Below are 12,420 nucleotides of genomic sequence, written 5' to 3' on the forward strand. Positions count from 1 at the left end.
TGAATGTCTCGTATTGGTAAAAAACCGGTCGAGCTTCCCGGCGGCGTTTCGGCGACCGTCTCGGGCCAGACCGTTGAAGTGAAGGGCCCGAAGGGCACTCGCAGCTTCACCGCCACCGATGACGTGACCCTCAAGGTTGAGGACAACGCCATCACCATCACGCCGCGCGGCACGTCCAAACGGGCGCGCCAGCAGTGGGGGATGTCCCGCACGCAGGTCGCCAATCTGGTGACCGGTGTGACCGAGGGCTTCAAGAAGGAAATGGAAATCAACGGTGTTGGTTACCGTGCCGCAGTTCAGGGCAAGGTCCTGAAACTGTCGCTCGGCTACTCCCACGACGTGGATTTCGAGATCCCCGAAGGTGTCCAGGTGACCGCGCCCAAGCCGACCGAACTGGTCGTTGAGGGTATCGACCAGCAGTTGGTCGGTCAGGTTGCCGCGAACATCCGCGAGTGGCGCAAACCCGAACCTTACAAAGGTAAAGGCATCAAATACAAAGATGAATTTATCTTCCGTAAGGAAGGCAAGAAGAAATAAGGAACGCGAACATGGCGAACAACAAACGAGCTTTGTTCCAAAAGCGCCGCCTGCGCGTCCGGAACAAATTGCGGAAGCTGGCCAACGGCAAGCCCCGCCTGAGCGTTCACCGCTCGTCCAAGAACATTTCGGTCCAGCTGATCGACGATGTTCAGGGCGTGACCCTCGCGTCGGCCTCCACGCTGGAGAAAGACCTGGGTCTGGTGGGCAAGAACAACGTCGAGGCTGCCGCGAAAATCGGCACCGCGATCGCCGAACGGGCCAAGGCCAAGGGCGTGGAAGACGTGTATTTCGATCGCGGTGGCTTCCTGTTCCACGGGAAAGTCAAGGCGCTCGCCGATGCTGCCCGTGAGGGCGGCCTGAAATTCTGAGGAGACGATAATGGCTCGAGAAAACAATCGCCGGGATCGTCGCGACCGCGAGGAAACCCCGGAATTCCAGGATCGCCTTGTCGCGATCAACCGTGTGTCCAAGACCGTGAAGGGCGGGAAGCGCTTCGGGTTTGCTGCACTGGTCGTCGTTGGCGACCAGAAGGGTCGCGTGGGCTTCGGCAAGGGCAAGGCCCGCGAAGTTCCCGAGGCGATCCGCAAGGCCACGGAACAGGCCAAGCGCCAGATGATCCGCGTTCCGCTGCGCGACGGTCGGACGCTGCACCACGACATGGAAGGTCGCCACGGCGCCGGCAAGGTCGTGATGCGCACCGCCTCGGCCGGTACCGGGATCATCGCCGGTGGTCCGATGCGTGCCGTCTTCGAGATGCTGGGGATCCAGGACGTGGTTGCGAAGTCGATCGGCTCGCAGAACCCGTACAACATGATCCGCGCCACCATCGACGGGCTGACCAAAGAGTCGAGCCCCCGCATGGTTGCCCAGCGTCGCGGCAAGAAGGTCGCCGACATTCTGCCCGGTAAGCAGGATGCAGCTCCGGCCGCCGAAGCCGAAACCGTGGAGGCCTGAGACCCATGGCGAAAACCATCGTTGTGAAGCAGATCGGCTCGCCGATCCGCCGCCCTCAGGACCAGCGTGCCACGCTCGTCGGTCTGGGCCTGAACAAGATGCACAAGACGCGCGAGCTGGAAGATACGCCGGCAGTGCGCGGCATGATCAACAAGATCCCGCATCTGGTCGAAATCGTCGAAGAGCGCGGCTGAGCGCTCCGAGACCTGCCAAAAGAGCGCGCGGAACAGAATGGATCTGGTCCGCGCGGTCCTCACATCAACGCCGTGGTCATGGGATGCTGACGCTTTGGCCCATGTATCCGGCAAGAAGGAGTAAGCGTCATGAAACTGCACGAACTGCGTGACAATCCGGGTGCAACCCACACCAAGAAACGCGTTGGCCGCGGTCCCGGCTCCGGCAAGGGCAAGATGGGCGGCCGCGGGATCAAGGGTCAGAAGTCCCGGTCCGGCGTCGCGATCAACGGCTACGAAGGCGGCCAGATGCCGCTCTACCAGCGCCTGCCGAAGCGTGGCTTCAACGTCCCGAACCCGAAGAAATATGCCGTCATCAACCTCGGCATCCTTCAGAAGTTCGTCGACGCCAAGAAGATCGATGCCAAGAAGGCCGTGACCGAAGACGTGCTGCTCGAAGCCGGCATCATCCGTCGCAAGCTCGACGGTGTGCGCGTTCTCGCCAAGGGCGACCTGAAAGCCAAGCTCGACCTGACCGTGACCGGCGCCTCCAAGGCGGCTGTCGCAGCGGTTGAAGCGGCTGGCGGCAAGCTGACCGTGACCGGTCCGGCGAAAGAAGACGCAGCGGCCGAATAAGACTTGTGGGGGCGCCTCCGGCGCCCTACTTCCTACTTAGAGTTTTCTCGCGCCGCTGGACCCGACCCCGGGTCGGCGGCGCAGTCGTGGAGGGCCTTACATGGCATCGGCAGCCGAACAGATGGCGGCGAACCTCAACTGGGGATCGTTTGGCAAAGCCAAGGAACTGCAGCAGCGCATTCTTTTCGCGCTCGGACTGCTGATCGTTTACCGGATCGGCACCTATATCCCGGTTCCGGGCATCGACGCGGCGCAGCTGCGCGAGTTCTTCGAACAGGCCAATGCCGGTATCGGCGGAATGCTCAACATGTTCACCGGTGGTGCGGTCGGCCGGATGGCCATCTTCGCACTCGGGATCATGCCCTATATCTCGGCCTCGATCATCGTCCAGCTGCTGGCGGCCATGGTGCCGCAGCTCGAGCAGCTGAAAAAGGAAGGTGAGCAGGGCCGCAAGAAGATCAACCAGTATACGCGCTACGGCACCGTGGTGCTGGCGACCTTCCAGGCCTATGCGATCGCCGCCGGTCTGGAGAGCCAGGGCCTGGCCGCCGATCCGGGCTGGTATTTCCGTGCTTCCTGCGTGATCACGTTGGTCGGCGGCACCATGTTCCTGATGTGGCTGGGTGAGCAGATCACCGCGCGCGGCATCGGCAACGGCATCTCGCTCATCATCTTCGTGGGCATCGTGGCCGAACTTCCCGCGAGCCTTGCCCAGTTCTTCAGCCAGGGCCGGTCGGGCGCGCTGAGCCCCGCCATCATCATCGGTGTGATGGTCATGGTCGTGGCCGTGGTCGCCTTCGTGGTCTTCATGGAACGCGCGCTGCGCAAGATCCACATCCAGTATCCGCGCCGTCAGGTCGGGATGAAAATGTATGGCGGTGAAAGCTCGCACCTTCCGGTGAAGCTGAACCCGGCCGGCGTGATCCCGGCGATCTTCGCCTCCTCGATCCTGCTGCTGCCGACGACCGTCAGCACATTTGCGGGCACCGACGGATCGGGCGTCTTCAACACGATCGCCGCCTATATGGGCCGTGGCCAGCCGCTCTTCCTGATCTTCTTCGCCTCGATGATTGTCTTCTTCACCTATTTCTACACGGCCAACGTGGCCTTCAAGTCGGAAGATGTGGCGGACAATCTGAAGAAGCAGGGCGGTTTCGTGCCCGGCATCCGGCCCGGCGCGCGCACTGCGGACTATCTCGACTATGTGGTGACGCGGCTGCTGGTGCTCGGCTCCGGTTACCTTGCGGCGGTTTGTCTCCTGCCCGAGATTCTTATTTCGCAGTTCGCCATTCCCTTCTACTTTGGCGGCACCTCGCTGCTGATCGTCGTGTCCGTGACCATGGACACGATCACTCAGGTCCAGTCTCACATGCTGGCACACCAGTATGAGAGCCTGATCGAGCGGTCGAACCTGCGGGGCCGCAAGAAAGGGAAGAACCGTCGATGAATATCATTCTGCTTGGACCGCCCGGCGCCGGCAAAGGCACGCAAGCCAAAATTCTGGTCGATGCCTATGGGGTCGTGCAGCTCTCGACGGGGGACATGCTCCGCGCGGCGCGCACCTCCGGTACCGAGATGGGCAAGCAGGTGGCCGCCGTGATGGACCGTGGCGACCTCGTCACCGACGAGATCGTCATCGGCCTGATCGCCGAGCAGCTTGACGCCGGTGCGGCCGACAAGGGTGTCATCTTCGACGGGTTCCCGCGCACGCTGGCGCAGGCCGACGCGCTCGACCAGCTTCTGCGCTCGCGCGGCACCGGTCTCCACGCGGTCATCGAGATGAAGGTCGACGATGCAGCGCTGGTGCGCCGGATCACCGGACGTTTCACCTGCGCCAACTGCGGCGCCGTCTATCACGATGAGACGAAGCCGACAGCGAAAGCTGGCGTCTGTGACGCGTGCGGCCATACCGAGTTCACCCGCCGCGCGGACGACAATGAAGAGGCGCTGCGCACCCGGCTGATGAACTACTATCGAGATACCGCGCCGCTCATCGGCTATTACTATGCCAAGAAGCAGCTGCGCAGCATCGACGGGCTGGGTGAGATCGACGAGGTGAAGGCCCGGATTTCCGACATCGTGCAGGGTCTGGCGCAGGAACCAGTTGACGCTTGACGCCCGGTCGAATCGGCCTATATTTGCGCCTTCTCGTGAAAATGAGAATCGTTCCCTCCCATGTCATCAGTGACGCGCGGAAGGTTGGGCCAACGAAACATGGTCCAGAGGCCCACCGGCAGGACGGCGGTGGGCTTTAGTTGTGAAAAAAGGTTCTGGGGCTACGGAACCGCAATTGAACGGAGAGAAATGTGGCGCGCATTGCTGGCGTAAACATTCCCACGGGAAAACCGGTGCATATCGCACTGACCTACATCCACGGCATCGGCCGGAAATCCGCAAAAGACATTTGTGACGCGATCGGCATCGACGATGCCCGCCGCGTGAACGAACTGTCGGATTCCGAAGTTCTGCAGATCCGTGAGCATATCGACGGCAATCTGACCGTCGAAGGCGACCTGCGTCGCGAAACGCAGATGAACATCAAGCGTCTGATGGACCTCGGCTGCTACCGCGGCCTGCGTCATCGTCGCGGCCTCCCGGTGCGTGGTCAGCGGACCCACACCAACGCGCGGACCCGCAAGGGCCCGGCCAAGCCGATCGCCGGCAAGAAGAAGTAAGGAGGGCATGAACGATGGCACGCGATAAGCAGCGCACCAAGCGCAAGGTCAAAAAGAACATCTCGGCTGGCGTCGCACACGTCAACTCCAGCTTCAACAACACCAAGATCCTGATCGCCGACGTTCAGGGCAACGCCATTTCCTGGTCTTCGGCCGGGACCATGGGCTTCAAGGGTTCGCGCAAGTCGACCCCGTTTGCCGCCCAGATGGCTGCCGAGGATGCCGGCCGGAAGGCGCAGGAACATGGCGTCAAGACCCTCGAGGTCGAGGTTCAGGGCCCCGGTTCGGGCCGTGAGAGCGCGCTGCGCGCCCTGTCCGCCGTCGGTTTCACGATCACCGCGATCCGCGACGTGACCCCGATCGCGCACAATGGCTGCCGCCCGCCGAAGCGCCGCCGCGTCTGATCATTCAATACAGCCCCGCCCCGGTTCCGATTGAGCCGGGGCGGGGTCCGTTTTTCCTCGGGCGTTCCCGACCAGCAGGATCCGGTCGGCGAACTGGAATGGAGGCAAATACATGATCCACAAGAACTGGCAGGAACTCATCCGGCCGACCCAGCTTGACATCCGCCCCGGCGCCGATGCCAGCCGCACCGCAACCGTCGTGGCAGAACCGCTCGAGCGTGGCTTCGGCCTGACGCTCGGCAACGCGCTGCGCCGTGTGCTCCTCTCCTCGCTTCAGGGCGCGGCGATCACTTCCGTGCAGATCGACAATGTCCTGCACGAATTCTCGTCCGTGAAGGGTGTGCGCGAGGATGTCACCGACATCGTGCTGAACCTCAAGGGCGTGGCCGTGCGCATGGACGCCGAAGGGCCGAAGCGCGTGTCGATCAGCGCGCAGGGTCCGGGCGTCGTCACCGCCGGTGACATTGCCGAGACCGCGGGCATCGAGATCCTCAACAAGGATCACGTGATCTGCCACCTCGACGATGGCGCCTCGGTCTATTTCGAGCTGACCGTCGCCACCGGCAAGGGCTATGTCGCCGCCGACAAGAACCGCCCCGAAGATGCGCCGATCGGCCTCATCTCCGTGGACGCGCTCTTCTCGCCGGTGAAGAAGGTCTCATACAAGGTGGAGCCGACCCGTGAGGGCCAGGTGCTCGACTATGACAAGCTGACGCTGCAGATCGAAACCGACGGATCGATCACGCCGGAAGATGCCGTGGCCTTTGCCGCGCGTATCCTTCAGGACCAGCTGCAGGTCTTCGTCAACTTCGACGAGCCGGAAGCGGCTGGCCGGGCCGACGAAGAGGACGAACTGGAGTTCAACCCGCTTCTGCTGAAGAAAGTGGATGAGCTCGAACTGTCCGTCCGTTCGGCCAACTGCCTGAAGAACGACAACATCGTCTATATCGGCGATCTCATCCAGAAGACCGAGGCGGAAATGCTCCGCACGCCGAACTTCGGCCGCAAGTCGCTGAACGAGATCAAGGAAGTCCTGACCTCCATGGGCCTGCATCTGGGCATGGATATCGTGGACTGGCCGCCGGACAATATCGAGGAACTGGCCAAGAAATTCGAAGACCAGTTCTGAGCCATTTGCCCTCGCCGCAAGGCGGGGGCAACGCCCATTCCGGGCACCCCGGGCATGGATGCCCCAAGGAGAGCGGCCTGACACGCAGGGTCGCCGGACAAAGCATAGAGAAGGATAGAAATCATGCGTCACGGTAACGGATACCGCAAACTGAACCGCACCCACGAGCATCGCAAGGCGATGTTCTCCAACATGGCTTGCTCGCTGATCGAGCATGAGCAGATCAAGACGACCCTGCCCAAAGCCAAGGAAATGAAGCGGATCATCGACAAACTCATCACGCTCGGCAAGCGTGGCGACCTGCACGCGCGCCGGCTGGCCCATGCGCAGCTGAAGCAGGACGCTGCCGTTGCCAAGCTGCTCGACGTGCTCGGCCCGCGCTACAAGGACCGCAACGGCGGTTATGCCCGCGTGCTGAAAGCCGGCTTCCGCTACGGCGACATGGCCCCGATGGCGATCATCGAACTGGTCGATCGCGACACGGACGCCAAAGGCCAGGCAGACAAGGCCCGCCACGAGGCCGAACTGGCCGCCGAAGACTGATCTTCGGGACAGTGAGACAGGAAAAGGGTCGCCCGGCGGGCGGCCCTTTTTCTTTGGCCCATGACGGCGTCTGCCGCCTCTTCCGCGCTTTAGTCCGCGCCCGCAGCCGCCTATTCTGGGCCCATGGCGGACCTGTTTGATTCCCTTCCGTCCGGCGGCGCGCCGGCACCGGATCCAGAGCCCGGTTCTGGTGGCGGCCACCGGCCGCTTGCCGACCGGCTGCGGCCCGCGCGCCTCGATGACGTGATCGGGCAGGACCATATTCTGGGCCCCGATGCGCCGCTTGGCCGGATGCTGGATGCGGGCACGCTTTCGTCGCTGATCCTCTGGGGGCCGCCGGGGGTGGGCAAGACCACCATCGCACGGCTGCTCGCGGATGCGACGGACCTCCATTTCGTTCAGATCTCGGCAATCTTCAGCGGGGTGGCGGATCTGCGCAAGGTCTTCGACGCCGCCCGCCAGCGCCGCCGCGCGGGGCAGGGGACGCTCCTGTTCGTCGACGAGATCCACCGGTTCAACAAGGCGCAGCAGGATGGGTTCCTGCCGCTGATGGAGGACGGGACGATCCTGCTCGTCGGCGCGACGACGGAAAACCCGTCGTTTGAGTTGAACAAGGCGCTTCTGTCGCGCGCGCAGGTGTTGATTCTGAACCGGCTGGAGCGGGCTGATCTGGAACGGCTGATGAGCCGGGCCGAGGTCGAGGCCGACCGGCGCCTTCCGCTAGATCCAGCCGCCCGCGACCGGCTCGTCGACATGGCCGATGGTGACGGGCGGGCGCTTCTGAACCTCGTGGAACTGTGCTTGTCGTGGGACGATGAAACACCGGTCACGCCGGAGGCCCTGTCGGTCCGGCTGAACCGCCGCGCCGCCGCCTATGACAAGACCGGCGATGCGCATTACAACCTGATCTCCGCCCTGCACAAATCGGTGCGCGGCTCGGACCCTGATGCCGCGCTCTACTGGTTCGCGCGCATGCTCGAAGGCGGGGAGGAGCCCCGCTATCTGGCGCGCCGCATCACCCGCATGGCGGTGGAGGATATCGGGCTGGCCGATCCGCAGGCGCAGCGGCTCTGCCTCGACGCGTGGGAGACCTATGAGCGGCTCGGCAGCCCCGAGGGGGAACTGGCACTGGCGCAGGCGCTCGTCTATCTCGCACTCGCGCCAAAGTCGAATGCGACCTATGTGGCCTACAAGGCGGCGCGCAAGAAAGCGCGGGACAGTGGATCAAGTTCTCCGCCCGCACATATTCTGAATGCACCGACAAGCCTGATGAAAGAACAGGGGTTCGGCGCCGGCTATTCTTACGATCATGATGCAGAGGACGGTTTTTCCGGCCAGAACTACTTCCCGGACGGTATGCCGCGGCCGAATTTCTATCTGCCGGTTGATCGCGGGCATGAGCGGGAAATGCGCAAGCGTCTGGAATATTTCGCGAAACTGCGGGAGCGACGCCAAGCCACCGGTTCAACCGACTCGAGTTGACTGTTACGCGTATCGCGGCCTAAGATGCAACCTGTGGGGGTGCAGAAAGGAAGCGGTCGGTCTTGCCGGATTCGTTGACGCATCTTGTATTCAGGGGGATTGCCAATGTCAGCCCCAACCCATCCGAGCGCGCGCGGTTCATTGATGCCACCCGGGAGCGGTGGCTCAAACGGCATGTCACCGGGTTGATCACACTTCAGGGGCGAACCGTCACCGCCATGGTCGAAGGGGCCGAAGACCGCCTGTTCGACGGGATGGAATGCCTCACGCGGAGCCGATCGATCCGCCGCATCAGGATCATGTCCGAAACCCATCCGCCCAAGGCCCGCTATGCGTCGCTCTTTGTCACCGATCTGGGGATGCGGTCCGACAACCCGCTCCACAGTTATCTGACCCAAGGCCACCTTGAAAAACTGACGCGGTCGGAGGTGCTCTCTCCGACCTGACTGTTCCGAGTTCCGTTCCACCGAAAGCCCACACAATGCCCAATGTCGCGCCTTTGAATTCGCCTTTGCTTGCCTTCGAATATCGCAGCCGTCTTGTCGAGGTGCCGACGCGGCGGGATATGATGCGCCTGATGAAGCAGGTCCGGAAATGGACGCTGGATACTGGCGTGGTTGTGAACGTCAATATCGACGGGTGTGACATCCATGAACATATCGAGGGGCCGGAGGATGCGGTGCTGGCCACGGTCGCGCGCCTGATCTGTGATCCGCGCCACGCTTCGTTCCATATCCTGCGCTGCGAGCGGATCTCGCACTACAGCCTGACCAGCTGGTCCTTCCGCTTCGACAGTTGCGTCACCGAGATTCCGCTCGACCTTGATGACGGCCGGACCGGTTTCGGGACGGTGGTGCCGCTTCGCCGCTAGCAGATCAGTCCGCCACCCTTGACAATCCGTGCCGCAGCCCGTTCACAGGGGGCTGTCATTTCACGAAGGAACGGCTGTCATGCCCATTCTTTTGCAGGTCGCGCTCGGTGGGGCGGTCGGGGCCGCGCTGCGCTATCTGAGCGTTGCTTTCATGGTCCGGCGCCTCGGCACGGATTTTCCGCACGGGACGCTGTTCGTCAACGTGGTGGGCTCGCTCGCCATGGGGATCGTGGCGGGCATCGTTGCCTCGCGCCTCGAGCTTGGGTCGGACCGCTGGGCCGCCTTCCTGATGCCGGGCCTTCTCGGCGGGTTCACGACCTTCTCCGCATTCTCGCTCGACACGGTGCTGCTTCTGGAAAAGGGCCGTTTCCTGCATGCCGGCGGCTATATGATCGGGTCGGTCATCCTGTCGGTCGGTGCGCTTTTTGCGGGGCTGATGATGGTCCGGGCGGTGACGCCATGAGCCGGGTCCAGACGATAGAGGTGGATCGCGACAGCGACGGGATGCGGCTCGACCGCTGGTTCCGCGCGCGCTTCCCGCACATCACACAGGGCCGGATCGAAAAGCTCTGCCGCAAAGGGGATATCCGGGTGGATAGCGGCCGCGTGAAGCCCGCGACCCGGTTGGAGGAAGGCCAGAGCGTTCGCGTGCCGCCGCTGCCCGATGCGCAGGACGACCGCCCCGCGCCGGGGCGCAAGGCGCTGACCCTCTCCGATGAGGATATCCGCGCGCTGCAGGACCTCGTCATCTACAAGGATGCGGACATTATCGCGCTCAACAAGCCGGCCGGCTTGCCGGTGCAGGGCGGGTCCGGTCAGACGCGGCATATCGACGGGATGGCGGCCGCCCTCCAGTTCGACGCGCCGCAGCCCCCGAAACTCGTGCACCGGCTCGACAAGGACACATCCGGCATCCTGATCATGGCGCGCAACGGGCGCGCGGCGGCCGGGCTGGCCAAGGCCTTCCAGTCGCATGACACGCGCAAGATCTACTGGGCCGCGGTCGCGGGCGTGCCGCATCCGCGCGCGGGCACGATCCGCTACGGGCTCGTGAAGGCACCGGGCCACGGCCCCCATGGCGCGGGGGAGAAGATGATCTGCATCCATCCCGACGCGGTGAAAGGCACCGAAGGGGCGAAGCGGGCGACCACCGACTATGTGGTGATCGAGGCGCTGGCGAGCCGCGCGGCCTGGGTCGCGCTGTCCCCGATCACGGGCCGGACGCACCAGTTGCGCGCCCATATTGCCGAGATCGGCAACCCGATTGTGGGCGACGGGAAATATGGCACCAACCGCCAGACGAATGAAGGCGACGGCTGGGGCGCGCAGCTGGGCGGGGACATCTCCCGCAAGCTGCATCTGCATGCCCGCAGCCTCAGCTTCACGCATCCGACGAAAGGGCGCCGCATGACGCTGGTGGCCGACCTGCCCGACCATATGAAGCGCACATGGGACACGTTCGGCTGGAACCCCGCCGATGCGGCCGGTGATCCGTTCGAGGACCTGGCCTGACCGGCAGCGCGCCGCTTCTTGACCTCCGGCCGCCAAGCGGCCAAGTCAGGGCGCAACCGCGCCAATATTCACAACAGACCGGAAGGGCCCGATGTCCGCGCCACTGAAACTCGTCATTTTCGACATGGACGGCACGCTGATCGACAGCCAGGACCTGATCGTGGCCGCGATGGATGCGGCTTTCGACGCAGCGGGCCTGCCGCGGGCCACGCGGACGCAGACCCTGTCGATCGTCGGTCTGTCGCTCGATATCGCGATCGACCGTCTGATTCCGGATGCGCCGGCTTTAGTGCGGGCCGGGGTGGCCGAAGGCTACAAGCAGGCCTTCATCGCCCAGCGGGCCGCGATGGGCGGGGAGGCCGCGGCGCAGCTCTATCCCGGCGCGCGCGACGCGCTCGACCGGTTGCACGGGCGCGACGATGTGCTTATGGGCGTGGCCACCGGCAAGGCGCGGCGGGGGCTGGACCATGCCTATGAAGCCCACGGGATCGGCCATTATTTCGTCACCTCGCAAACCGCCGACCACCATCCGAGCAAGCCGCATCCGGCAATGCTCGACCAGACGCTGGCGGATACGGGCTGCGCGGCACGCGACGCCGTGATGATCGGCGATACCGAGTTTGACATCGCCATGGGCGTCGCCGCGGGGTTCCGCACGATTGGCGTCACCTGGGGCTATCATCCGGTGGACCGGCTGCGCGGAGCCGGTGCGGATATTCTGATCGACCGGTTCGATGCGCTCGATGCGGCGCTGGCCGAGCTTTGGGGGACGGCATGAGTTGGGCAGCCAAGAAATTCTGGACCGATGTCAGCGTCGATGCAGGCGGAAGCGATTTCGGCATCCGGCTCGATGCGCGCCCTGTGCGCACGCCGGGCAAGGCGGAGCTGCGGGTGCCGAGCCGTGCGCTGGCCGAAGCGATTGCCGATGAATGGGCCGCGGTCGAGGAGAAGATCGACCCGCGCGCCCTGCCGTTCACGCGCGCGGCCAACAGCGCCATCGACACGGTGACCCCGCATTTCCGCGAAGTGGCGGACGAACTGGCCGCCTATGGCGGATCGGACCTGCTCTGCTACCGCGCGACGGATCCGAACGGGCTCGTCGTCGCGCAGGCGAAGGGCTGGGATCCGCTGCTAGAGCGTGCGGCCGAGGCTTTCGGCGCGCGGCTGACGGTCACGAGTGGCGTGGTGCCCGTGGACCAGCCGGCCGATGCGCTCGCGGCCCTGCGGGCCCGGCTCGACCGGCTGGACCCGTTTGAGCTGACCGCCGTGCATGCGCTCGTGTCCCTGTCCGGATCGCTGGTGATCGGGCTGCTGGTCGCCGGTGGCCAGCTGGATGCGGAAGAGGGCTGGGACCTCAGCCGTATCGACGAGGCATGGCAGGAACGGGCCTGGGGCGTGGATGCGGAGGCCGCCGAGGCCGCCGCCGTGAAGCGGGCCGACTTCCTGCGCGCGGCGACGCTGCTCGACCTGCATCGCCGGCGCTGACCGGCGCCGCTCGCGC

At 64.2% G+C, this 12,420-nt stretch carries 18 protein-coding genes; all 18 read left to right on the top strand.

The window, feature by feature from the left end:
- Positions 1-3 precede the first annotated feature (3 nt).
- Complete coding sequence (gene rplF / locus GSH16_RS13155) at positions 4-537, top strand: 50S ribosomal protein L6 (RefSeq protein ID WP_160855858.1); 534 nt, start codon at positions 4-6, stop codon at positions 535-537.
- 11 nt (positions 538-548) lie between these two features.
- Positions 549-908, top strand: coding sequence for a 50S ribosomal protein L18 (rplR, locus tag GSH16_RS13160; RefSeq protein WP_160855860.1), 360 nt, complete (start codon positions 549-551; stop codon positions 906-908).
- A 7-nt stretch (positions 909-915) separates the two neighbouring features.
- Positions 916-1,494, top strand: a complete 579-nt coding sequence (gene rpsE / locus GSH16_RS13165) for a 30S ribosomal protein S5 (RefSeq protein ID WP_328803243.1) — start codon at positions 916-918, stop codon at positions 1,492-1,494.
- A gap of 5 nt (positions 1,495-1,499) precedes the next feature.
- Complete coding sequence (gene rpmD, locus GSH16_RS13170; protein ID WP_160855864.1) at positions 1,500-1,688, top strand: 50S ribosomal protein L30; 189 nt, start codon at positions 1,500-1,502, stop codon at positions 1,686-1,688.
- Between the two features lie 129 nt (positions 1,689-1,817).
- Complete coding sequence (gene rplO / locus GSH16_RS13175; RefSeq protein ID WP_160855866.1) at positions 1,818-2,303, top strand: 50S ribosomal protein L15; 486 nt, start codon at positions 1,818-1,820, stop codon at positions 2,301-2,303.
- Positions 2,304-2,403: 100 nt separating this feature from the next.
- Positions 2,404-3,750 carry a preprotein translocase subunit SecY gene (secY, locus tag GSH16_RS13180; protein WP_160855868.1) on the top strand — a complete coding sequence of 449 codons (1,347 nt, stop codon included), beginning with the start codon at positions 2,404-2,406 and terminating at the stop codon, positions 3,748-3,750.
- Positions 3,747-4,418: an adenylate kinase gene (locus GSH16_RS13185; RefSeq protein ID WP_160855870.1), complete on the top strand. Its 672-nt coding sequence runs from the start codon at positions 3,747-3,749 to the stop codon at positions 4,416-4,418. The genes secY and GSH16_RS13185 overlap by 4 nt, the downstream gene beginning before the upstream one ends.
- Before the next feature lie 191 nt (positions 4,419-4,609).
- Positions 4,610-4,978 (top strand): 30S ribosomal protein S13, encoded by a 369-nt coding sequence (gene rpsM, locus GSH16_RS13190; RefSeq protein ID WP_160855872.1) that lies wholly within the window; start codon positions 4,610-4,612, stop codon positions 4,976-4,978.
- A gap of 14 nt (positions 4,979-4,992) precedes the next feature.
- Positions 4,993-5,382 carry a 30S ribosomal protein S11 gene (gene rpsK / locus GSH16_RS13195; protein ID WP_160855874.1) on the top strand — a complete coding sequence of 130 codons (390 nt, stop codon included), beginning with the start codon at positions 4,993-4,995 and terminating at the stop codon, positions 5,380-5,382.
- Between the two features lie 112 nt (positions 5,383-5,494).
- Entirely contained in the window at positions 5,495-6,511 is a 1,017-nt protein-coding gene (locus tag GSH16_RS13200) for a DNA-directed RNA polymerase subunit alpha (protein ID WP_160855876.1), read from the top strand.
- 123 nt (positions 6,512-6,634) lie between these two features.
- Positions 6,635-7,054: a 50S ribosomal protein L17 gene (rplQ, locus tag GSH16_RS13205; RefSeq protein WP_160855878.1), complete on the top strand. Its 420-nt coding sequence runs from the start codon at positions 6,635-6,637 to the stop codon at positions 7,052-7,054.
- Between the two features lie 123 nt (positions 7,055-7,177).
- Positions 7,178-8,536 (top strand): replication-associated recombination protein A, encoded by a 1,359-nt coding sequence (locus GSH16_RS13210; RefSeq protein WP_160855880.1) that lies wholly within the window; start codon positions 7,178-7,180, stop codon positions 8,534-8,536.
- Positions 8,537-8,721: 185 nt separating this feature from the next.
- The gene (locus GSH16_RS13215) at positions 8,722-8,982 is read left to right on the top strand and encodes a hypothetical protein (protein ID WP_160855882.1); all 261 of its coding nucleotides are present in this window, start codon (positions 8,722-8,724) and stop codon (positions 8,980-8,982) included.
- 53 nt (positions 8,983-9,035) lie between these two features.
- On the top strand, positions 9,036-9,407 hold the full coding sequence (locus GSH16_RS13220) for a BLUF domain-containing protein (protein WP_160855884.1): 372 nt from the start codon (positions 9,036-9,038) through the stop codon (positions 9,405-9,407).
- A 79-nt stretch (positions 9,408-9,486) separates the two neighbouring features.
- Entirely contained in the window at positions 9,487-9,870 is a 384-nt protein-coding gene (crcB, locus tag GSH16_RS13225; RefSeq protein ID WP_160855886.1) for a fluoride efflux transporter CrcB, read from the top strand.
- On the top strand, positions 9,867-10,919 hold the full coding sequence (locus GSH16_RS13230; protein ID WP_160855888.1) for an RluA family pseudouridine synthase: 1,053 nt from the start codon (positions 9,867-9,869) through the stop codon (positions 10,917-10,919). The genes crcB and GSH16_RS13230 overlap by 4 nt, the downstream gene beginning before the upstream one ends.
- Before the next feature lie 91 nt (positions 10,920-11,010).
- Complete coding sequence (locus GSH16_RS13235) at positions 11,011-11,697, top strand: HAD-IA family hydrolase (protein WP_160855890.1); 687 nt, start codon at positions 11,011-11,013, stop codon at positions 11,695-11,697.
- A complete protein-coding gene (locus tag GSH16_RS13240) occupies positions 11,694-12,404 on the top strand; it encodes an ATP12 family chaperone protein (RefSeq protein ID WP_160855892.1) in 711 nt (236 codons plus the stop codon). Before GSH16_RS13235 ends, GSH16_RS13240 begins: the two co-directional genes overlap by 4 nt.
- Positions 12,405-12,420 lie beyond the last annotated feature (16 nt).

It is taken from the genome of Oceanomicrobium pacificus, assembly GCF_009833495.1.
GTDB classification, from domain to species: Bacteria; Pseudomonadota; Alphaproteobacteria; order Rhodobacterales; family Rhodobacteraceae; genus Oceanomicrobium; species Oceanomicrobium pacificus.